The sequence below is a fragment of the Pseudomonas sp. FFUP_PS_473 genome, from assembly GCF_002858665.1.
GTDB lineage: Bacteria > Pseudomonadota > Gammaproteobacteria > Pseudomonadales > Pseudomonadaceae > Aquipseudomonas > Aquipseudomonas defluvii.
In genome coordinates, this window is the sequence record NZ_PJQQ01000013.1 from 32,034 (window position 1) to 53,397 (window position 21,364).

The 21,364-nt window shown below is 59.2% G+C and carries 16 protein-coding genes and 1 pseudogene; 8 read left to right on the forward strand and 9 right to left on the reverse strand.

The features are described from left to right. Positions 1 to 38: 38 nt before the first annotated feature. Positions 39 to 1,562: a fumarate hydratase gene (locus tag CYD26_RS11060; RefSeq protein WP_099775683.1), complete on the reverse strand. Its 1,524-nt coding sequence runs from the start codon at positions 1,560 to 1,562 to the stop codon at positions 39 to 41. 297 nt (positions 1,563 to 1,859) lie between these two features. On the opposite strand from CYD26_RS11060, the gene CYD26_RS11065 reads away from it, so the two are divergent. Both CYD26_RS11065 and CYD26_RS11070 read left to right on the forward strand, forming a co-directional pair. Further along, on the forward strand, positions 1,860 to 2,972 hold the full coding sequence (locus CYD26_RS11065; RefSeq protein ID WP_065761050.1) for a diguanylate cyclase: 1,113 nt from the start codon (positions 1,860 to 1,862) through the stop codon (positions 2,970 to 2,972). Further along, positions 2,965 to 3,903, forward strand: coding sequence for an iron-sulfur-binding ferredoxin reductase (locus CYD26_RS11070; RefSeq protein WP_102052621.1), 939 nt, complete (start codon positions 2,965 to 2,967; stop codon positions 3,901 to 3,903). Before CYD26_RS11065 ends, CYD26_RS11070 begins: the two co-directional genes overlap by 8 nt. A gap of 27 nt (positions 3,904 to 3,930) precedes the next feature. Here CYD26_RS11070 and CYD26_RS11075 read toward each other — a convergent pair whose 3' ends face one another. The 3 genes from CYD26_RS11075 to pyk form a co-directional block, all read right to left on the reverse strand. Then, positions 3,931 to 4,896, reverse strand: coding sequence for a DUF6708 domain-containing protein (locus tag CYD26_RS11075; protein ID WP_102052666.1), 966 nt, complete (start codon positions 4,894 to 4,896; stop codon positions 3,931 to 3,933). Further along, on the reverse strand, positions 4,893 to 8,237 hold the full coding sequence (locus CYD26_RS11085) for a toxin VasX (protein WP_256588007.1): 3,345 nt from the start codon (positions 8,235 to 8,237) through the stop codon (positions 4,893 to 4,895). Before CYD26_RS11085 ends, CYD26_RS11075 begins: the two co-directional genes overlap by 4 nt. Before the next feature lie 215 nt (positions 8,238 to 8,452). Then, positions 8,453 to 9,904, reverse strand: coding sequence for a pyruvate kinase (pyk, locus tag CYD26_RS11090; protein WP_065761857.1), 1,452 nt, complete (start codon positions 9,902 to 9,904; stop codon positions 8,453 to 8,455). A gap of 183 nt (positions 9,905 to 10,087) precedes the next feature. Between pyk and CYD26_RS11095 the strand changes: the two genes are divergently transcribed. From CYD26_RS11095 to sbcB, 3 genes are all read left to right on the forward strand, one after another. Next, positions 10,088 to 10,474: a tol-pal system YbgF family protein gene (locus CYD26_RS11095; RefSeq protein ID WP_065761856.1), complete on the forward strand. Its 387-nt coding sequence runs from the start codon at positions 10,088 to 10,090 to the stop codon at positions 10,472 to 10,474. 127 nt (positions 10,475 to 10,601) lie between these two features. Then, the gene (locus CYD26_RS11100; RefSeq protein ID WP_065761855.1) at positions 10,602 to 10,961 is read left to right on the forward strand and encodes a PilZ domain-containing protein; all 360 of its coding nucleotides are present in this window, start codon (positions 10,602 to 10,604) and stop codon (positions 10,959 to 10,961) included. A gap of 36 nt (positions 10,962 to 10,997) precedes the next feature. After that, entirely contained in the window at positions 10,998 to 12,428 is a 1,431-nt protein-coding gene (gene sbcB, locus CYD26_RS11105) for an exodeoxyribonuclease I (protein ID WP_099775680.1), read from the forward strand. 71 nt (positions 12,429 to 12,499) lie between these two features. Here sbcB and mvaT read toward each other — a convergent pair whose 3' ends face one another. Next, positions 12,500 to 12,877, reverse strand: coding sequence for a histone-like nucleoid-structuring protein MvaT (gene mvaT, locus CYD26_RS11110; RefSeq protein ID WP_065761853.1), 378 nt, complete (start codon positions 12,875 to 12,877; stop codon positions 12,500 to 12,502). A 301-nt stretch (positions 12,878 to 13,178) separates the two neighbouring features. Here mvaT and purU point away from each other — a divergent pair, with 301 nt between their 5' ends. Then, complete coding sequence (purU, locus tag CYD26_RS11115; protein ID WP_065761852.1) at positions 13,179 to 14,030, forward strand: formyltetrahydrofolate deformylase; 852 nt, start codon at positions 13,179 to 13,181, stop codon at positions 14,028 to 14,030. A 128-nt stretch (positions 14,031 to 14,158) separates the two neighbouring features. Here purU and CYD26_RS25890 read toward each other — a convergent pair whose 3' ends face one another. After that, on the reverse strand, positions 14,159 to 14,923 hold the full coding sequence (locus tag CYD26_RS25890) for a methyl-accepting chemotaxis protein (protein WP_371917216.1): 765 nt from the start codon (positions 14,921 to 14,923) through the stop codon (positions 14,159 to 14,161). 93 nt (positions 14,924 to 15,016) lie between these two features. Beyond that, positions 15,017 to 16,039 (reverse strand): annotated as a pseudogene (locus tag CYD26_RS25895) (cache domain-containing protein); the annotation flags it as partial. 172 nt (positions 16,040 to 16,211) lie between these two features. Between CYD26_RS25895 and CYD26_RS11125 the strand changes: the two are divergent. Beyond that, complete coding sequence (locus CYD26_RS11125; protein WP_102052622.1) at positions 16,212 to 17,687, forward strand: helicase HerA-like domain-containing protein; 1,476 nt, start codon at positions 16,212 to 16,214, stop codon at positions 17,685 to 17,687. Positions 17,688 to 17,753: 66 nt separating this feature from the next. Here the strand turns inward: CYD26_RS11125 and CYD26_RS11130 are convergent, their stop codons facing one another. Both CYD26_RS11130 and CYD26_RS11135 read right to left on the reverse strand, forming a co-directional pair. Then, a complete protein-coding gene (locus tag CYD26_RS11130) occupies positions 17,754 to 19,226 on the reverse strand; it encodes an inorganic phosphate transporter (protein WP_099775678.1) in 1,473 nt (490 codons plus the stop codon). A 340-nt stretch (positions 19,227 to 19,566) separates the two neighbouring features. Further along, on the reverse strand, positions 19,567 to 19,767 hold the full coding sequence (locus CYD26_RS11135; protein ID WP_065758709.1) for a hypothetical protein: 201 nt from the start codon (positions 19,765 to 19,767) through the stop codon (positions 19,567 to 19,569). Positions 19,768 to 20,328: 561 nt separating this feature from the next. On the opposite strand from CYD26_RS11135, the gene pcaR reads away from it, so the two are divergent. Beyond that, positions 20,329 to 21,204: a pca regulon transcriptional regulator PcaR gene (gene pcaR / locus CYD26_RS11140; protein ID WP_065758708.1), complete on the forward strand. Its 876-nt coding sequence runs from the start codon at positions 20,329 to 20,331 to the stop codon at positions 21,202 to 21,204. Positions 21,205 to 21,364: the final 160 nt, after the last annotated feature.

Sequence of the window (21,364 nt, forward strand, 5' to 3'; positions counted from 1 at the left end):
CGGCGATGAGACCCGGCTGGGCCTCATCGCCGTGCAGCTTACTTCACTTCTACTGCCAGGCTCTCGGCGATCTTGTGTTGCCAGATCGCTGGACCGGTGATGTGAACCGACTCACCTTTGCTGTCGACCGCAACGGTAACAGGCATGTCCTTGACCTCGAACTCGTAGATCGCTTCCATGCCCAGTTCGGCGAAGGCCAGCACCTTGGACTTCTTGATCGCCTGGGCGACCAGGTAAGCCGCGCCACCGACCGCCATCAGGTAGACAGCCTTGTTGTCCTTGATCGCCTCGATTGCAGTCGGGCCGCGCTCGGACTTGCCGATCATGCCCAACAGGCCGGTTTGCTCAAGGATCTGACGGGTGAACTTGTCCATCCGCGTCGCGGTGGTCGGGCCGGCTGGGCCAACGACTTCGTCACCAACCGGGTCGACTGGGCCTACGTAGTAGATGAAACGGCCCTTGAGGTCTACTGGCAGCGCCTCACCCTTGTTCAGCATCTCGACCATGCGCTTGTGCGCAGCGTCGCGACCGGTGAGCATCTTGCCGTTGAGCAGGATGGTTTCGCCCGGCTTCCAGCTTTGAACGTCTTCCGGGGTCAGGGTGTCGAGGTCGACACGGCGAGCCGATGGGCCGGCTTCCCAGACGATTTCCGGGTAGGCGTCCAGCGACGGCGCTTCCAGCTCTGCCGGGCCCGAGCCATCGAGCACGAAGTGCGCGTGACGGGTTGCGGCGCAGTTCGGGATCATGCACACCGGCAGCGACGCGGCGTGGGTCGGGTAATCCATGATCTTGACGTCGAGTACAGTGGTCAGGCCGCCCAGGCCCTGGGCACCGATGCCCAGTTGGTTGACCTTCTCGAACAGTTCCAGGCGCAGTTCCTCGATACGGTTCTGCGGGCCGCGGGCTTTGAGCTCATGGATGTCGATGGACTCCATCAGTACTTCCTTGGCCATGACCGCAGCTTTCTCGGCGGTACCGCCGATGCCAATGCCGAGCATGCCAGGTGGGCACCAGCCAGCACCCATGGTCGGAACGGTCTTCAGCACCCAGTCAACGATCGAGTCGGACGGGTTGAGCATGGCCATCTTCGATTTGTTCTCGGAGCCGCCGCCCTTGGCTGCCACATCCACTTCCACGGTGTTGCCGGGAACGATGGAGTAGTGAATCACCGCCGGGGTGTTGTCCTTGGTGTTCTTGCGAGCGCCAGCCGGGTCGGCCAGGATCGAAGCACGCAGGACGTTCTCCGGCAGGTTGTAGGCGCGACGGACGCCTTCGTTGATCATGTCGTCCAGGCTCATGGTGGCGCCATCCCAGCGCACGTCCATACCGACGCGCACAAATACGGTGACGATGCCGGTGTCCTGGCAAATTGGCCGGTGACCTGTGGCGCACATGCGCGAGTTGATCAGGATCTGGGCGATGGAGTCACGGGCTGCCGGCGACTCTTCGCGCAGGTAGGCCTCGTGCATCGCCTGGATGAAGTCCACGGGGTGGTAATAGGAAATGAACTGCAGGGCGTCGGCAACGCTCTGAATCAGGTCGTCTTGCTTGATCACGGTCATGCAGCGCGCTCCTCTTAAAGACGGGAACATTCAATAAGGAGTTTCGACGCAAACGGGCTGTCGAAACGACTTTCAAGGCGCGCCGACTGGAGCTGGCGACGCAAAAAAGGCGCCGCAGTATAGCGTGCATCGGCAGTCGATACACGTTTGTGTCGTGCAACAAAGGTCGGCAGCAGACAGGCATCGATTTTGCGTGGTACGTCAGTGCAAACATGGCAATTGTTGTGTTCAGCGCCTAAAGTGGCACCTAGCCATCTTTCAACTTGTCGCCATCAATGGCAGCACGGTGAGTCATTTGTGACCGAAACAGCGCTGCAGAAGCTTCTCATCAAGCGTTTCCTTCTGGCTGTCAGCACCTACTCGCTGGTTGTGGTGCTGGCCTGGGTGGCATTTCTGTGCGGCCATTTCCTTGCGCCACCGGGGTTGTTGGTGGCAGGCAGTGGCTTGATGCTGTTGACCCAAGTGCTACTGGGCCTGGTTTTTCTCAGCGGGATCAACTTGCGCTTCAAGGACCCGAGCCTTACCGAGCTGCAAATCGTCCTGGCGTTGATCGGGTTGACCTGGTTGTTGGCCCACCTGGGGCAGGCGCGCGGAACCTTCATGGTGGTCTATCCATTGATTCTGATGTTTGGCCTGTTCCATTTGCGTGGTTGTGCATTTGTCCGCTGCGCCGCGCTGGTGTTTGGCTGCTTCCTTGTCCTCAATGGCTGGGAGGGCTTCACCGGCCGGATGGCCAACCCATCGCTTGCGTTGCTGCAAGGCAGTGCGTTGCTCGTGGTGCTGGTCTGGTTGTGCCTCTATGCCCGCTATGTACAAGCCTCGCGGCAACGCATACGCAAGCATCGCTTCGCCCTTCAAGCCCATCAGGACACCTTGCGCGGCATGATGCGTCAACTGGAGGCGTTGGTGGCCACTGACGAGCTGACCGGTCTGTTCAATCGCCGACATTTTCTGCGTCTGGCCGAGCAGGAGCTGGGTCGCATGGAGGCGGGTGGCCAACATGGGCTGGCGCTGATCGACCTTGATCATTTCAAGCGTATCAACGATGTGTACGGGCATGCGGTCGGCGACCAGGTCCTTCAGGCATTTGCCCATATTGCCCGGGCGTGTTTGCGTGAAACCGACATTGTGGCGCGTTACGGCGGCGAAGAGTTTGTGTTGCTCCTGCCCCACTGCAGTGCCCAGCAACTGTCGGTGTGTTGCGAGCGCCTGCGCCGAGCCTTTGCCGAGGCTGAGCTGGCAGCAGTCGTGTTGCCAGGCTCGCATTTGAGCTTGTCGGCGGGCATGACCTTGCTCACCAAAGATGATGATCTGGACGCGGCCTTGCACCGCGCCGACCAAGCCCTCTATCGTGCCAAGCATGGCGGTCGCAATCGTTGCCTGCCGGCTTGGGAGTATGCCGATGCCTGAACTGCATGTAGGGGAGCACTGCTGGACTGTGGCGGCCGGTAGCAACTTGCTTGATGCCTTGAATGACGCCGGTATGGCCATCCCCTACAGCTGCCGGGCCGGCAGTTGCCATGCCTGCCTGGTGCGCTGCCTGGAAGGTGTGCCGACCGATACCAATCCTACTGCGCTGGCCGAGGAAAAGCGTCAGGACGGCTGGCGGTTGGCCTGCCAGTGTCGGGTGGACCAGGACCTGCGCATTGCGCGCTTTGATCCTCTTGAGGATGGTGTGCCCGCTGAAATCGTGGCACTCGACTGGCTCGCCCCTGAGGTGTTGCGCCTGCGTGTTGTGCCGCTTAAACCGTTGCGTTACCAAGCCGGCCAGCACCTGGTGTTGTGGACGGCCGCAGGTGTTGCCCGGCCCTACTCGTTGGCGAGCCTGCCGGGCGAAGAGGGCTTTCTGGAGTTTCATATCGACTGTCGTCGGCCTGGGCTGTTTTGCGATGCGGCTCGACAACTGCACGTGGGTGAAATGCTGCGCCTGGGGGAATTGCGTGGCGGGGCGCTGCACTATGACGCCGACTGGCAAGAGCGCCCGCTATGGCTGCTGGCCGCCGGCACGGGCTTGGCGCCGCTCTGGGGCATCTTGCGCGAAGCCTTGCGTCAGGGCCACCGCGGGACGATTCGGCTCTTGCACCTGGCGCCCGACCCGCACACGCACTACCTGGCGGCGCCGTTGCAGGCGCTGGCGCGGGAACATCCATTACTGCAGGTGGAATTGATCACCCCAGAGCAGTTACCCGCTGCGCTGGCGGCATTGCGCCCTCCGTCACGGCAAACCCTGGCGTTGATTTGTGGCGCGCCGACCAGCGTGGAGCAGTTCGCCCGTCGACTGTTCCTGGCCGGCGTGCCGCGCAATCAGGTTTTGGCGGATACCTTTACCGACCACGCCTGAAGCCTCCGCTGCGTCCGAACCTGGCAGCTAGCGCGCCTGACCGGCGTGTGCCGATGCCGCCAGCTCCGCCTCACGTTCAGCGATGGCAGCTTCCAGTTCAGGAGAGCGCTTGGCCCACTGTTCGGGTGGCAGGGGTTTTGACCATTCGCTGATTTCGGGGTAAGGCAGGTCGGGGGGTGGAGAGAGCTTCCAGGTTTGCAGCATGAAGGCCAAAGGCGCGCCGAACACGAACAGGGCAAACACCAGCCATAGTGCCTTGTGCATGCGCCCAGTGACGGCATACTCGCGAATGCCATCCACGTAATTACAACATTCGCCCCAGAAGACGTTTCGCCCTTTCAGCCTTGCGCGGGCACCGTCAAAGTCGTTGGCTTCAGGTAGCGCCTGCGGCCCGATTTCCATATAACTGCGCATGCACTCCCACAAGGCCATCGCCGTGGTACCGCCGCCACAGTTAAAACCCAGGCTGAAGTGCTGGTTGCCTTCCTGTGCATCGGGATCGGGGTTGTCAAAGCCGATGAATAACAGCCCCATTTCCATTCGGCCCCCTTGGCTGACGGTCGAATGCTGGACAGCTGCTGCGGTCACCGATTCCCACGGCACAATCCAGTATTCGCCGTCTTCGCGAGGGACGCAGACCTCGCGGCGCTGGCGGTTGAAGCGCAAGGGCAAGGGGACTGGGCGGAACAGGCCGTGGATCAAGATAAATGATGGAACACCAACGATGAGTCCTGCTCCAATAGCGAAGATGTACCAGAGGTCATCATCCCAAGAGTAATACCCCATAATCAGAAACATCATCGCAAGGGGCCATATGACCATCACCCCTGATCCAATGCTGTAGCTCCCAATATCGAGAAACACCTCATTCTTGCGCCAGATGGTGTTGAGCACATCTGCCGGTGGTTCACCCGTCGGGATCGGCAGGGGGGCCAGGTAGTCACGTTGTGAGAACAGGCGCTTTTGGGTTGTACCGGCTGCGGGTCTACTCATTTTCGCCACGTCGGCTGCAGGTAGCGCGAACATTGCTGCTGGTCACTCAACAGGTAATGCCGGGCACTGTCCAAACCGGGAGTGGGATCGTCACGCAGGCTGATGACGCCATCTTTATGGGTGATGGTAAAGGCCTTGCCCCGTTCACCGCCGACAAAGGCGCCCTCGCCGAGCAGCGAGATCAGTGGTGTCCGGTAGTACACGCGCAGCGAGACGTTGGCGGGGTGCGAACTGAGGTTGTTCGACAGGCGAAACTCACCGTGCAAACGCAGGCCTTGCCCCTCTTGGTGGGGTATCCAACTGCACCGGCTTTCCGCCAGCCAGTACTTACCGACATCGCACCATAAGCGCGGCGGTGCCACGGTGCTGAGCGGGTTCATCTCCAGTTGCATATCCCAGGTATCGCGATCGACCGGGTCACCGATCATGGCCAGCGCCAGGTAGGTACTGTGGGGTTCCGCACCCGGCAGGTCGAGTGTCAGGCTTCTGATGACCGACAGGCTGCGTTTAATGTAGGGATGGGCTGAATAGGTCAGCGTGTTGAGCACCTCAACACTGACCTTCGGCGCGTACAGGATGCGGTACAACTGGGCGAACTCCTGCTGCTGCGCTTCGGGCGAAACGGGCCCCAGGTCGCGCGCCCGCCGTTTGGACCAGCAGCAGTTGGCGAGAAAGGCCTGCAAGGGCTTTTGCTGGAAAAACCAGGCGATCAGGTACAGCACCCCCAGCCCGGCGATCAGGATCGCGACCGGCCCCATCCAGAGTGAAAAACCCGCAATTGCGGCATCGACGGTCATGACACCAGCGATAGCCCTGGCGGTATAGGCTACACCGAGTAATGCTTGGGTGCCGAAAACCGCCACTTGAGCGCCAACGACGGAGTGGCGCATGTCCAGCCATGGATCTATAGAGTTGTGGGAGTTTTCCAGTTGCGTTTGTAGTGAGCTGAATTCTTTAAATGCTGCATAAAATGACAACCCACCAATAACACCACCAAACAACGTCAATACAGGTGCGCTTGCCCAGATATTATTAGGAAGCTTTGCTGAAACTTCTTTTACCCCCAACCCCTTCCGAATCTGCATATCCACCACCGCCGTCAACGCCGCCCCGGCATACAGCGTCGCGGAAATCGTGTCGTTGATCCGCTGCTTGTCCATCCCCTCCAGCGCACTGGCCTGGCTCAGGTGACTATTGGCATTCCAGCTGTTGAGCAGGAGCACCATCAGGGCAATCAAGCCGCCGCTGTTTTGCACCACCTTGCTGTTGAAGATGCCCGCCGGTTGCCCCAGGCCAATGGCCCGCCCGGTCGACTGGGCCCAGCGCCACAGTTCCTCGGCCGAGTCACCAAACAGGCGCAGTACCGGTTTGCCAGCTTCGATGCCCCAGCGCGCCCCGGCCCCCGTGCCCAGCTTGATCGCCACCAGCAGGCTGTTCCAGGTCGGGCTCAGGGCCATGGCTTCCTCGCCCCTGAGCCGCAGCAAGGCCGCGCCGAGGCGTTTGACCAGGGTGTTCCACTCGCCGTGCGGGTTGCTGGCCCGCGCGCCGATATCATCCAGGACTGCCCGGCTCAGCGGCGCCAGGGCCTTGGCCAGGGCTTCATAGGCGTTGCCGCGGTTTTCCTGGGCCAGGGCGCCGAGGATCTCGTTGTGGCGCGTGGCGCTGTTCAACGCCGCTTCCAGGGTTGGGCTCCAGGCGAAGAACAGCTGGCGCAGTACACCGGGGTCGGGGCTGCGGACATAGTCGGCATATTGTTCGGCGCCTTTATCGTGCAGGCACTGGGCACTGAGGCAGGCGGTGGCCAGGCGGTCGAGCCAGGCGCGGGTGCCGCTGTCGTCATAATCGACCCACCAGGTCGCACGGTGGTGACGCTTTAAATACAGGTCACGGTCGGCATACAGCAGCGCATGGCGCTCGTTGACCTGCGCATAGTGGGCCGGTGCGGTGTGGTCGAGCCAGGTGTTCAGGGCCGGCAGGTCGATGTATTCCTCGACCCGGGCACCCGCCCGCTCCGTGAGGTGGGTGACTTTTTCAGCGCGGTACTGACCAACCAGGGCTTCGACCTCGTTGTACAGGTCAATCGGAATGAAGGCGCGCACCGGGGCGGTGGCCTCGGCGATTTGCTCGCGCAGCGCCCAGAGTTTTTCATCCGCCTGCCGGGAGCTGTAGGTGTGCCCGCGTTGTTGTTCGATCAGTTGCTCTTCCTTGAGCAGCTCATCGAGGCGCCGGTGAGCCTTGAGCAGGATGTCGCCCTGCTCGGTGCTGAACTCGATTTCACGGCCCGGGCCGCCGTCGTTGCTCTTGTGGTAAACGTAACGCAGCCGGCCCGCCACTTCCGCGGCATCCTCGGTGATCAGGCTGCGGACAAAGCCCCCCACGCTCAGGCGCAGGGTGTTGTCCTGGGTCCACTGCTCATGGCGGGTTTGCACCTGCTCCTGCTCATGGTTGATGTCGCGCAGCACGCCCAGCTCATCGTCCAGGCAGGCGAACACGCGGTACAGGGCCCGGGCCTGAGCGTGGATGGTCGCCAGCCAGTCCTTGACCTGCAGGGCGTCCCAGCGCTCGGCGCTCCATTCACCGGTGGGCGGGGTGTCGGCGCTCACTTCGGCGTACTGCTCCGCCGCCTTGGCCCGCTCCTGGTTGTGGTACATGGCATCGGTGTAGGCCTTGATGCTGGCCGGTGTGGGTGCCGCGATCATCTGATCGCCGAGGATTTCGGCATGCTGCGCGTACTCCGTGCGCTGATGCTCAATGGCCAATGCCCGCAGATAACTCTCGGGCAGTAGCTCGGCGAGCACCTGGTCGGCGTGTTCCCAGGGCGGGCAATGCGGCGCCTGCAGGGTGTCGGCCACCTGCCGCAGGTCCACGTGACGCATGTGCCGGTCGCGCACCTTGCGTTCACTGAGCCGGGCACACTGTTCAGGCCCGATGGGGTGTTCGGTGAAGCTCATCCAGGCGTCGTGGTGTTTATCTAGCGCCAGGCCGACGCGGGTGCCGCTGGCCACACGGCCAGGCGCGTCGTGGAGTGCCTGTTCCAGCAGCAGGCCGTTGTCGGCCACCGCATAGCGCTTGAGCGGGCCTTCGTGGTGCCACAGGTAGAGGTAACCGCAACGCAGCCGGCGCGCCGCCATGGCATGGCTTTGCGGCACAACCCCAGGATCACAGCACGGGTGGCGGGCCCACTCTTCGGCCAGGGCATAGCGCACCGGAACGACGAAGATCTCAGGCTGCGAGGCTTGGCAAAGCTCGACGGGGCTGTTGATGTCGACATGGGGATGAGTCCTGGCGGCACGGTCGGCTTCGGCCAACTGGCAGACATAGGCTTTCTTTTCGGCGCTCATTCCATGCGCTCCTTGTTGTTGAGGGGCTGTGCTTGTCAGCGGGGCGCTGACCGCAAAGCGCCGAACGCTAGCAAAGATGCTTTGGGATTGATGTAGGGCGATTCCGAAAGTGTTGGTGCAGGCAGCGTGGCGCAGGTGCAGAAGGGCGTGTGGAGCGCAAAAACAAAAAAGCCCCGCAGTGTGCACTGCAGGGCTTTTGAGGGGCTGGCTCGACCTTAGACGATCGGGTCGCCGACGTGCAGGATCTTCATGCCATTGGTGCCACCGATGGTGTGGTAGCTGTCACCCTTGGTCAGGATGACCCAGTCGCCTTGCTCAACCACGCCACGCTGGATCAACTCGTCAACCGCGGCCTGGCTGACTTTGTCCGCTGGCAGGGCTGCTGGGTCGAACGCCACCGGGTACACGCCACGGAACATCGAGGCACGAGCCTGGGTGGCACGGTGTGGCGAGAAGGCAAAGATCGGCACCGAGGAGCGCAGGCGCGACATGATCAGTGGGGTGTAGCCACTTTCGGTGAGGGCGATGATCGCCTTGACACCCGGGAAGTGGTTGGCCGTGTACATGGCCGCCAGGGCGATGCTTTCGTCGCAGCGCTCAAAGCGGGTGTGCAGGCGGTGGCTGGACTTCTGGCTGGTCGGGTGTTTTTCCGCGCCCAGGCAGATGCGCGCCATGGCCTGGACGGCTTCGACCGGATAGGCACCGGCAGCACTTTCTGCCGAGAGCATCACCGCGTCAGTGTTGTCCAGTACGGCGTTGGCGACGTCGGACACTTCGGCACGGGTCGGCATCGGGTTCTGGATCATCGACTCCATCATCTGGGTGGCGACGATCACGGCCTTGTTGTTGCGGCGGGCGTGCTGAATGATCTTCTTCTGGATCGCGATCAGTTCGGCGTCGCCGATTTCCACGCCCAGGTCACCCCGTGCCACCATGACCGCGTCGCTGGCGGCGATCAGGCCGTCGAGGGTTTCATCGTCGGCAACGGCTTCGGCACGTTCGATTTTTGCCACCAGCCAGGCCTTGCCGCCGGCTTCGTCACGCAGGCGACGGGCATACTGCATATCGCTGGCGTCACGCGGGAAGGACACGGCCAGGTAGTCCAGGTCCATCTCGGCAGCCAACTTGATGTCGGCTTTGTCTTTCTCGGTCAGGGCCGGGGCGGTCAGGCCACCGCCTCTGCGGTTGATGCCCTTGTGGTCAGACAGTGGGCCACCGATCAGCACGGAACAGTGCAGCGCATCCTCGGTAGCGGTTTCGACACGCATGACCACGCGGCCGTCGTCGAGCAGCAGTTCATCGCCGACGCCACAGTCCTTGACCAGGTCCGGGTAGTCGATACCGACGATGTCCTGGTTGCCCTCGGTCAGTGGGTGAGCCGTGGAGAAGGTGAAACGATCGCCGACCTTGAGTTCGATCCGCTTGTTGGCGAACTTGGCGATACGAATTTTAGGGCCTTGCAGGTCGCCGAGCAGGGCCACATGGCGGCCGAGGCGGGCGGCGATTTCACGGATCAGCTGGGCGCGAGCCTTGTGCTCTGCGGGGCTGCCATGAGAGAAGTTCAGGCGCGCGACATCCAGACCGGCGAGGATCAGTTGCTCGATAACTTCCGGTGAATTACTGGCGGGGCCGAGGGTGGCGACAATTTTGGTACGGCGGATGGTCATGCACAGACTCCTTTAGTGAAGCGCTGCGAAAGGCTACTCCTGAAAAAGCCTGTAGTCATTGTTCCTGTGTACTACCTTGCAGGCGGAGTGCAGGTCGTTTGAACCGTAGGACGTGTGTCGGGTGGCTCGTCTTCAGATTTGCGGCCAAAAGCCGATACACTGCACATCACAGGAGAATCCCCCATGCGAGCCTTGATAGTCTTAGCCTTGGCGACCAGTGTCGTCGGCTGTACCCGCTGGTCGATGGACCACCATTTGAATAATGCCTACCGTGCCTATGATCGGGGTAACTGCGAGCGGGTGATGCTCGAGCTGTCCCAGGTCGACCGTACCAGCCGAGCCCGGCCGTTCGTACAGCCGGAAGTCGCGATGCTGCGGGGGCAATGCCTGGAGCGCCAGAAGCTCTACCCGGACGCGGTACAGACTTACCAGTACATCATTCAGCGTTACCCACAGAACGAATATGCGTTCCGTGCCCGGGCACGTTTGCAGACGCTGGAACGCCTTGGCCACTACCGCGCAGGTGAGGAGGCGATTACCCGCCCGGCAGCGGTTACCTCCTGGCGCTAGTGCGAAAGTACTAGGGTTCGATTGTGACGTATGGGGTATGTTGCGCTAGTCTTGTCATAGGCAAGCGCCTCCCCATCGGCAGTACTAGCGCGACCCTGCTCAAGGGTTTCCGACAGTGGTTCGAACCATGTTTACCGAGCGCCATATCGAGCGACACCAGCTCCCTTATTTCCTCAAAGTCTTCAACCGCCTTACCGATCAGCCTATTGGTTACTTGGGTAATGTGTCGGAAGACGGCCTGATGCTGATCAGCCAGCTGCCTCTGCTGGTGGGACCGGATTTCGAGTTGCAGATCCGTTTGCCCGGCATTGACGGTGCCCAGCACCTGATCAATCTGACGGCCAGTTGCCTCTGGTGCCATGAGGACCAGACGCCAGGCCACTACGACTCTGGCTTCATGCTGCTGCACCCTCCTCGTGAGTATGATCACCTGGTGCTTGCCCTGCGCAACTACTTCAGCTTCTACCCATTGAGCGCTTCGGCTTGAGGTAGACTCGGGGGATTTTCTGATCAGGGAATTCCCGTGAGCTCCAGCATCTTCTGGCACGACTACGAAACCACCGGCATCAACCCCCGTAGCGATCGCCCGTTGCAGGTTGCCGGTGTGCGCACTGACCTTGAGCTCAACGAGATCGAGGCGCCGGTCAACCTCTACTGTCGACCCAGTGACGATATTTTGCCGCACCCAGCGGCGTGCCTGATCACTGGCATTACGCCGCAGCACTTGGCCGATCATGGCCTTGGCGAAGCTGAATTCATGACGCGCATTCATGCCGAGCTGGCGCGCCCGGGTACCTGTGGTGCGGGTTACAACACCTTGCGTTTTGACGACGAGGTCACGCGTTACAGCCTTTACCGTAACTTTTTCGACCCCTATGCCCGAGAGTGGCAAGGTGGCAATAGCCGTTGGGACCTGATCGACACGGTACGGGCCGCCTGCGCTTTACGCCCGGATGGCATCAATTGGCCTGAGCAGGACGGACGCATCAGCCTGAAGCTCGAACTGCTGACTGCCGCCAATGGTATCGATCACGGCCAGGCGCATGAGGCGTTGTCCGACGTGCGTGCCACTATTGCGATGGCAAGGTTGATCAGACAAAAACAACCGAAGCTATACGACTGGCTGTTTCAACTGCGTAGCAAGCAGAAAGTACTCGACCATATTCGATTGATGCAGCCCGTTGTACATATCTCCGGTCGCTTTTCCGCCGCGCGTAATTATCTGGGTGTGGTGTTGCCTTTAGCGTGGCACCCACGTAATCGCAATGCACTGATTGTCTGTGACCTGCACCTGGATCCCCAGCCTTTGCTGGAGGAAGAGGCCGAGGTAATACGCCAGCATTTATACACGCGCCGTGAGTCGTTAGCCGAGGGGCAGCTACCGGTACCCTTGAAGTTGATTCACATAAATCGTTGCCCGGTGATTGCACCGTTGTCGGTATTGCGCAATGAAGATCAGCAGCGCTTGGCGCTGGATATGCAGCTGTATCACGACAGGGCTGCTGAGCTGCAAGGTCATCAGGCGATTGTTCAAGATAAGTTGAAAACGGTTTATGCCTCCGAGGAATTTTCGTCCTGTGAAGACCCCGAACAGCAACTGTACGAGGGTTTTTTAGGCGAGCGTGATCGTCGCTTGTGCGAGCAGGTGCGCAGTGTTGATCCACAACAATTGGTGAGCGGGCAGTGGATGTTTGATGACGAACGCTTACCGGAGCTGTTGTTCCGTTATCGTGCCCGAAACTTTCCTGAGACCTTGAGTGCTGAAGAGCATCAACGTTGGGTCGAGTTCTGTCGACAGCGTTTGACGGACGAGGCCATGGGCGCGCCCAACACGCTGCCCGCCTTCGAACAGGCGCTGGAGGGGTGTTGGGCTCAGGCAACGGAGCAGCAGCGTGGATTGCTCGGTACGTGGCGTGAATATGTTCAGGCGCTGAAGGTGCGTTTACAGATGTAAAATATTGCGAACATAAAAAACGCCAGCATGCTGGCGTTTTTATTACAGGCATCAGTATATGCCGGTCGTGATTAACCGAGCAGCGTTGCCCAGCCTTCAACCACGTCGCCGCCCCACTTGGCTTTCCACTCTTTCAGTGTCTTGTGGTTGCCACCTTTGGTTTCGATGACTTCGCCGTTATGTGGGTTCTTGTATTGTTTGACCTTGCGCGCGCGCTTGGTACCGGTGGTTTTCACCGCGCCACGTGGTGCTTTGTTCAGTTTGGCTTCTGGGTCCAGCAGGGCAATGATGTCGCGCAGCGACTTTTGATACTCGCCCATCAGCTCGCGCAATTTGCCTTCGAACTCCAGCTCTTTCTGTAGTTTGTCGTCTTCCGACAGGTTTTTCAGACGGGCCTGCAGTTCTTTGATGGCTTCTTCTGTAGCGCGGTATTCGTTGATCAGGGACATGGGGTAATCCTTGGTGGAAAGGGAAACAGTGCCGCAATAATAGTCAGAGGTTTTCGTCAAGTAAACATTAAACTCGAAAATCACATGAACGCATTTTAATGTCTGGAATCTGTCAGGTAGAAATTTACAAACTTAAAGTGTCTTGGAACAAGTAACTTTTTGTCGCAGCTGGCGTAGCGCCAGTGGTCGAAGACCTTGCGGCCACCGTCCATCTGCCGACCCGGCAGTTGCAATCATTACTGCAGTTTTGCTGGGCAATCGTTAGAATGAGCACCTTTGCGAAGTTCTGGAGTCCATTTTCATGCGCACCTATCGGCTGGTGATTGCGTGCCCCGACCGCGTCGGCATCGTCGCCAAAGTCAGTAATTTCCTGGCGTCCTACAACGGCTGGATCAACGAAGCGAGCCACCATTCCGATGAATTGAGCGGCTGGTTCTTCATGCGTCACGAAATTCGCGCTGAAACCCTGCCGTTTGGTATCGAGGCTTTTCGCGAGGCCTTCGCGCCTATCGCAGAAGAGTTCTCCATGGTTTGGCGGATCACCGATACCGACCAGAAGAAGCGTGTGGTGTTGATGGCCAGTCGCGAGTCCCATTGCCTGGCCGACCTGCTTCACCGTTTTCACAGCAATGAACTGGATTGCGAGATTCCGTGCGTGATTTCCAACCACAACGACCTGCGCAGCATGGTTGAGTGGCACGGCATCCCGTTCTTCCATGTCCCTGTCGACCCTCAAGACAAGCAGCCTGCATTTGCCGAGGTTTCGCGCCTGGTCAAAGAGCATGCCGCCGATGTGGTCGTGCTGGCGCGCTACATGCAAATCCTGCCACCACAGTTGTGCCAGGAATATGCGCAGAAGGTGATCAATATTCACCACAGTTTCCTGCCGTCGTTCGTTGGCGCCAAGCCCTACCACCAGGCGGCAGTGCGCGGCGTGAAGCTGATCGGTGCAACCTGCCACTATGTCACTGAAGAGCTGGATGCCGGCCCGATCATTGAACAGGATGTGGTGCGCGTCAGCCATAGCGACACCATTGAAGACATGGTTCGTTTCGGCCGGGATGTCGAGAAGATGGTGCTGGCCCGTGGCCTGCGTTATCACCTGGAAGATCGCGTACTGGTGCACGGCAACAAAACCGTGGTGTTCAACTGATTCGGCGGTTTCGCGCGATTTCGGTATGAGCCATCCGTCCGCGCTTCGCGCCAGAGACTGCAGGTGTGGTCGGTTGGGTGTGCGGGGGGAGGGCAGGCAGCGACGGGCGTCGCTGCCTGCAGGTGGCGTTAAATGCGGAAGCTGCCGACCAGGTGTTTCAAGCGGGTAGCCTGTTGTTCCAGGTCTGAGCAGGCGCGCAGGGTCGATTGCAGGTTCTCGACACCTTCCTGGTTGAGCATGTTGATTTCATTGATGTCCATGTTGATCGAGTCGACAACCGCCGTCTGCTCTTCAGTAGCGGTAGCGACCGATTGGTTCATGCCGTCAATCTCGCCGATGCGCTGTGTCACGCTGCTCAGGCGCTCGCCTGCCTGGTTGGCGATCGACACGCTGTCCTGGCTGTGGCGCTGGCTCTGACTCATGGTGTCAACCGACTCACGGGCGCCAACCTGCAACTCCTCAATCATGTTCTGCACCTGTTGTGCCGACTCTTGCGTGCGGTGTGCCAGGTTGCGGACTTCATCGGCAACCACCGCAAAACCACGACCGGCCTCGCCGGCTCGCGCAGCTTCGATCGCTGCGTTGAGTGCCAGCAGGTTGGTTTGCTGCGAGATGCTGGTGATGACTTCAAGAATTTGGCCAATGTTGACCGTCTTGTTGTTGAGCGTCTCGATGTGGGCGCTGGACGTGCAGATCAGGTCAGACAGGCGATTCATGGCCTGGATATTGCGGTCGACCACCTGCTGACCTTCTTCGGCCAGGTGCCGTGCAGAACTGGCCTGTTGTGAGGCCTGCGCAGCGTTATGGGCGATTTCCTGGGCGGCGGCACCCAACTGATTGATTGCTGCGGCAACGCTGTTGGTGCGGTTGGACTGTTCGTCAGAGTTGACCATCGACGAGTTTGAGGCGCTGATTACACGCAACGCCACTTCGTTGACCTGTTGGGTCGCCGAAGACACTTCGCGAATAGAGCCGTGGATGCGCTCGACGAAACGGTTGAATGCCTTGCCCAGGGTGCCGAACTCATCGTGGTTGTGAATGTTCAGGCGTTTTGTCAGGTCACCTTCACCTTCAGCAATGTCTTCCATTGCCTTGGTCATGATGTTCAAGGGTTGCAACAGCATGCGAATCAGCAGGCCTAGCAGGGCGATGATGATAACGATGGCGACCAGGGTGGCGATGATCGCCGAGGTGCGGAATTTGCTGAGCATGGCATAGGCTTTCTCCTTGTCTATGGACAGGCCGATGTACCAGTTGGCTGACGGCAGGCCTTTGACTGGCGCAAAGCTCAGTACGCGGGTGCGGCCGTTAAGCTCGACTTCGCTCATTTCCTTGGTGAGGCTTGGGGTGTTCTGCGGGAACAGGTCCGACAGTGACTTCATCACCAGGTTTTTGTCGGGGTGCACCAGGATTTTGCCCTGATCGTTCACCAGGAAGGCATAGCCCATGCCGCCAAAGTTCAGCGAATTGATGATCTCTGTCAGGCCGTCGAGGGCCAGGTCACCGCCGACCACGCCGATATTACGGGCTGCCGTAACCACCACGGAAATCACCATCTTGCCGGTGCTGGCGTCGATGTAAGGTTCGGTCAGGATCGGGCCATTGGCTGCCAGGCCATCCTTGTACCAAGGGCGAACACGTGGGTCGTAACCGTCGGGCATCTTGGTCAGCGGACGAATGGTGAAGCCACCATTGATGTCGCCCAGGTAAACCGTCAGGAAGCTTGAAACAAGCGATTGTTGGCCGAGTATCGTGCCGATGGCTTCTTGATTGGGGAAGGCGGCGATGTTCTGGGCCGCGTTTTGTACCAGCAGAATACGACCGTCAAACAGGTTCTTGATGTTGGTCGATGTGGATTCGCCCATTTCCTCAAGATAGTTTTTCAGATCATCGCGAATCGCATTACGCTGCAGGTAATCGTTGTACAAGGTAAAGAGGGCGAAGGCGATCATGACGATCAATGAAGCGGCCATTAGGATCTTATGGCTGAAACGGAGGCTTTTGTTCATAACGTATATGTCCGCTAAGGTCTTCTAATCCGGGTCTGTCGCACAAAGAACAGCTTCAAAGCAGTGCAGGGGCCGATGTCCTTGTCGGGTCTTTTTCTGGCTTTTGGTGCGGTGCATCACACCTAGCTATCGACCGCTTTCATGCAAAGCTTGAATAGAGGAAGAAAAAATAATGACTGACTCCGCACACGTCGTACTGGGCGCAGATGTTGATGGTCAGCCCGTCGTTCAGGCGCTGCGTCTGACCAACCGTCACGGGCTGGTGGCGGGTGCCACGGGTACCGGAAAGACCGTGACGTTACAGCACTTGGCCGAGGCTTTTAGCGACGCGGGTGTGGCGGTGTTTGCCGCCGATGTCAAAGGTGACTTGTGCGGCCTCGGCGCAGAGGGCGATCCGCAGGGGAAAGTCGCCGAGCGCATCGCCTCGATGCCGTGGCTTGAGCATCGCCCGCAGGCCTACCCGGTTACCTTGTGGGATGTTCACGGCCAGTCGGGCCACCCCTTGCGCACGACGCTCAGCGAGATGGGGCCGCTACTGTTGGGTAACTTGCTGGAGCTGACAGACAGCCAGCAAGCCGCGCTGTATGCCGCGTTCAAGGTGGCGGATCGAGAAGGGTTACTGCTTCTTGACCTCAAGGACCTCAAGGCACTGCTTGCGCACTTGAAGGACAATCCGCAGGTATTGGGCGACGATGCAGCATTGATGACCAGCGGCTCCAGCCAGGCGCTCTTGCGTCGTCTGGCCAGTCTTGAGCAGCAGGGCGCCGAGGCGCTGTTTGGTGAGCCTGCGCTGCAACTGGAAGACCTTTTGCAGCCGGCTGCCGATGGGCGCGGGCGTATCCACCTGCTGGATGCCAGTCGTCTGGTGCATGAGGCGCCAAAGGTGTATGCAACCTTCCTGCTCTGGCTCCTGGCCGAACTATTTGAGCAGTTGCCTGAACGTGGCGATGCAGACAAACCCCTGTTGGCATTGTTCTTTGATGAGGCGCACCTGTTGTTCAGCGGAACGCCAAAGGCATTGCAAGAACGCTTGGAGCAGGTGGTTCGGTTGATCCGCTCCAAAGGCGTTGGGGTCTACTTTGTTACCCAGTCGCCGGGAGATCTGCCTGACGATGTTCTGGCTCAGTTGGGGTTGCGTATCCAGCATGGCTTGCGTGCATTTACCACCAAAGAGCAGAAATCGCTCAAGGCCGTAGCGGATGGCTTTCGGCCTAATCCGGCGTTTGACACGCTTTCAGTGCTCACGGAGCTTGAGATCGGGGAAGCATTGGTGGGAACCCTACAGGAGAAGGGAACCCCCGGGATGGTTCAGCGCGTGCGGATTGCGCCACCGCAGTCACGTATCGGGCCATTGAGTGACGCGCAGCGAGCACATCTGATTGCAACTTCGCCGCTGGCCGGTCGTTACGATAAGCCGATAGACCGCGAATCGGCTTATGAAATGTTGTCGGCACGTAAAGGTACTGCGCCAGTGCCGGAGCAGGTGCCTGCAGCCAGTGAGGACAGTTTTGCCGATAAAGCCGGTGAGTTTTTACAGAGTGCTGCAGGGCAGGCGATCAAGTCGGCAGTGCGCCAGGCGGCCGGTCAGTTGGGGCGGCAGTTGGTAAGGGGGCTGATGGGGTCGTTGCTGGGGAGTAAGCGCCGCTAGTGCTGGGGAGCTTTCAAGCATAAGAAAGGCGCCGTGAGGCGCCTTTCTTTACTGTGCTGCTACGGGTCAGGCGATGGCTTTGGATGCCAGCCAGAACAGCCCGGCTGCCAGCGACATCGATGCTGGCAAGGTCAATACCCAGGCCAGAAGGATGGTGCGGACAGTGCCGCCTTGCAGGCCGCTCTTGTTCGCGACCATGGTGCCGGCAACGCCAGAGGACAGTACATGGGTGGTCGACACGGGCAGGCTGAACACGTTGGCCATGCCGATGGCGCAGGCTGCGGTGATCTGTGCCGACATGCCCTGGGCGTAGGTCATGCCTTGCTTGCCGATTTTTTCGCCAATGGTCAGTACAACCCGTTTCCAGCCAACCATGGTCCCGACACCCAGTGCTAGGGCGACAGCCAGGATTACCCAGAACGGCGCGTACTCGGTGGTGGCGGTGAGGTCTTTACGCAGCTTCTCCAGGTCGGCTTTTTCACGCGCTTGCAGGTTCGGCAGCTTGCCGACCTTCTTCGCGGTGTCGTCCAGGCAAAGCAGGTAGCGTCGCACTTCGACGCGCTTTTCAGGCGACAGCGAGTGGTAGTCGGAGACGCCCGCGAGCGATTGTGTCAGGGCATTGATGGTCGGTTCGGTCTGCTGCGGGTTGCAACTGAACTGCTCCGGCAGGTCGCCATTCTTTGCCTTGCCCAGTGCGAGGAACTCGCCAAGGGTAGCGTTGTTGCGCTGATAGAACTGGCTCAGGTGCAGGGTTGCGTCGCGGGTGCGCTCGATCTGGTAGGTGGTGCTGTTCAGGTCGAGGACGAACTGCGCCGGGACGATGCCGATCAGTACCAGCATGATCAGGCCAATACCTTTCTGGCCGTCGTTGGAACCGTGTACAAAGCTGACGCCCATGGCTGAAATGACCAATACCAGGCGGTTCCAGAACGGTGGGTGTTTCTTGTCGTCGACCTGGCGGCGTGTCTCCGGAGTCTTGTGCATCTTCGACAGCGGGCGCCACCATTTCAGGGCAAGCAGCACCAGTGCGGCGACCAGGAAGCCGGCCATTGGCGACAATACCAGCGACATGGCGATATCGATTGCTTTCTGCCAGTTGACGCCATCACCCAGCGGAATGTCGTTGAGCATCGCGTTGGCCAGGCCTACGCCCAGGATCGAGCCGATCAGGGTATGGGAGCTGGATGCCGGAATCCCGAAGTACCAGGTGCCCAGGTTCCAGGTGATCGCCGCGGCTAGCAGCGAAAAGACCATGGCCAGGCCGTGACCGGTGTTCACATTGATCAGCAGTTCTACCGGCAGCAGGTGGACGATGGCGTAAGCCACCCCGACGCCGCCGAGCAGAACACCGAGAAAGTTGAACACGCCGGAAAAGAACACGGCCAGGTGCGGTGGCATGGCTTTGGTATAGATGACTGTGGCAACCGCGTTGGCGGTGTCATGAAAGCCATTGATGAACTCGAATGCGAGCACGAAGGTCAAGGCAAGCAGCAGGCTTACCAGGACCCAGGCATCAAGTCCGCTGAATAATTCGATCATGAAGGTTTTCTGACCCGGTCATAAGGGGGCGCGATTATGCCAGAAATCATCGGTAATCGATGCACTAGCTGCTGGTCGGTAAGTACCTGTCCAGCGATGGATCGCGACGGTGAAAAAAGAGGGTTTGCGGGTTCAGGCGGATAAATTTCGGTGAAATTGCGGTTAAATTCCGCGAAATCAAGGATTTTAAACGAGCTCAAAAAAATCATACGTTTGTATGAAATTTGTGAGATTACGTAACCGTTAACTGATCCAGCGCAAGACTCCTCCAGCTATGGCGCTGCACGCATACCCGATAAGAGCCCTCAGGGCAAGGCGGGTAGGCGGTTTGAAAACGATGCTAAGGCTCCTCGGCCTTGAGCTCCTTTTCCATTTTCTGCAGTTCCTGGGCAAATGCCTGGTCAAGAACGCTGGCGCGTTTGCGCCACGGTTTGCGTTCCGGGTCGGGCTGGGCCGCGTAGGTGGTTACTTCACCACCGTAAACTTCCTTGTAACGTTGTTCCTGGCGCTCAAGTTCCGCGCGCAGTTCATCTTTCGTCACAGTTGTTACCTGATAGTTGAAATGACACTCTGGTGTTAAGGCGGATGCTGTCCCGCAGGCAGGCTTCATACGCGACAATTGTGTATGAAACACCGTGGGCAGTCCGGGGTATTTCCGGGTAAACGGATGACCACGCGTATTTTGAAGCTTTCAAGGCGCTGTCGTCGAGCCGTTGAGCACATTTGCATGAGGCTCGAGTGACGGCGTGCACTACCGTGTCATCCAAACGTAAGTTGGATTATAGCAAGTGAGTTGAATAACTCTATCGTTCGGTACTGCCTCGGCTGCAACAACAAAGTTCTGTTGCGCATTCATGAACGTAAATGATGATCGTCCATACATGCGCTGAACGGGTTGTTGAGTCGCTGCAAAAAATAAAAAACGGCCTCGCTTCGAGAGCAAGGCCGTGCCTGGGACTTCTACGGTGGGTACCTGACCAGTCTCTCCAAGAAGCCACATGGTGGCTGGAGAAAGGTATAAGCAATTGTGGGGTGCGGTCAATTGCGATTATCGGTCGATGGTTCGATAATCGCACTCGTGAGCGTTTTGCCGAGGTAAGCCATGAACGACGAACTACAGCCTAAAGGGCCAGGACTCAACGACCAGCTGCGAAGCTCCTTTGCTTCGTTGGCACCCCCGATCGTGGCTTCGCCGGCCAAGCGCATCCAGGCATTTACTGGCGACCCGGACTTTATGACTTCGTTGGCCAGGGGGCTGGCGGTCGTGCAGGCTTTTCAGGAGCGCAAGCGCCATCTGACCATTGCCCAGATCAGTCACCGTACCGAGATCCCTCGTGCTGCGGTGCGCCGCTGCCTCCATACCTTGATCAAACTAGGGTATGCGACCACGGACGGCCGTACCTATTCGCTGCTTCCCAAAGTGCTGACCCTGGGGCATGCCTACCTGTCGTCCACGCCGTTGGCAGTGTCGGCCCAGCCATATCTGGACCGTATGAGTGACCAGTTGCATGAAGCCTGCAACATGGCCACGCTGGAAGGCGACGATATCCTGTACATCGCGCGTTCGGCCACGGTACAGCGGCTGATTTCAGTGGACCTGTCGGTGGGCGGGCGGCTACCGGCTTATTGCACCTCGATGGGCAGGATCCTGCTGGCGGCACTTGACGATGCCACCTTGCATGAGTACCTGGAACACGCGGATTTACAGGCCAAGACCAGTCGAACCATTCGTGATCCAGAGGCGCTGCTTGAATGCTTGCAGCAGGTTCGCCAGCAAGGCTGGTGTATTGTCGATCAGGAGTTGGAGCAGGGCCTGCGCTCGATCGCTGTACCGGTCTACGATTCGTCGGGCCAGGTGCTGGCAGCCTTGAATGTCAGTACACATGCCGGGCGTGTCAGTCGCAGCGAACTGGAACAGCGGTTCCTGCCCATCATGTTGGCGGCCAGTCGTGATCTGAGTGCGCAACTGTTCGCTTGAGTGGGCTGTTCAATGTTGTTCGATAAACGCACAGAGTTGCGTTTGTCGAATTGCGCGGTATCGGGTGCCTGATTAATGTCCCTCGCATCGAGTAGCCCGACTGCTCGAACATAATAATGAGCGAGAGGCCAAGCCCCATGAATACTATCCTTCCTGTTCC

Bases quoted from the DNA above. Each gene is read 5' to 3' on its own strand.
- CYD26_RS11060 (WP_099775683.1), bottom strand. From the start codon at position 1,562: ATGACCGTGATCAAGCAAGACGACCTGATTCAGAGCGTTGCCGACGCC.
- CYD26_RS11070 (WP_102052621.1), top strand. From the start codon at position 2,965: ATGCCTGAACTGCATGTAGGGGAGCACTGCTGGACTGTGGCGGCCGGT.
- CYD26_RS11075 (WP_102052666.1), bottom strand. From the start codon at position 4,896: ATGAGTAGACCCGCAGCCGGTACAACCCAAAAGCGCCTGTTCTCACAA.
- CYD26_RS11085 (WP_256588007.1), bottom strand. From the start codon at position 8,237: ATGAGCGCCGAAAAGAAAGCCTATGTCTGCCAGTTGGCCGAAGCCGAC.
- pyk (WP_065761857.1), bottom strand. From the start codon at position 9,904: ATGACCATCCGCCGTACCAAAATTGTCGCCACCCTCGGCCCCGCCAGT.
- CYD26_RS11095 (WP_065761856.1), top strand. From the start codon at position 10,088: ATGCGAGCCTTGATAGTCTTAGCCTTGGCGACCAGTGTCGTCGGCTGT.
- CYD26_RS11100 (WP_065761855.1), top strand. From the start codon at position 10,602: ATGTTTACCGAGCGCCATATCGAGCGACACCAGCTCCCTTATTTCCTC.
- mvaT (WP_065761853.1), bottom strand. From the start codon at position 12,877: ATGTCCCTGATCAACGAATACCGCGCTACAGAAGAAGCCATCAAAGAA.
- purU (WP_065761852.1), top strand. From the start codon at position 13,179: ATGCGCACCTATCGGCTGGTGATTGCGTGCCCCGACCGCGTCGGCATC.
- CYD26_RS25890 (WP_371917216.1), bottom strand. From the start codon at position 14,923: ATGGTCAACTCTGACGAACAGTCCAACCGCACCAACAGCGTTGCCGCA.
- CYD26_RS11125 (WP_102052622.1), top strand. From the start codon at position 16,212: ATGACTGACTCCGCACACGTCGTACTGGGCGCAGATGTTGATGGTCAG.
- CYD26_RS11130 (WP_099775678.1), bottom strand. From the start codon at position 19,226: ATGATCGAATTATTCAGCGGACTTGATGCCTGGGTCCTGGTAAGCCTG.
- pcaR (WP_065758708.1), top strand. From the start codon at position 20,329: ATGAACGACGAACTACAGCCTAAAGGGCCAGGACTCAACGACCAGCTG.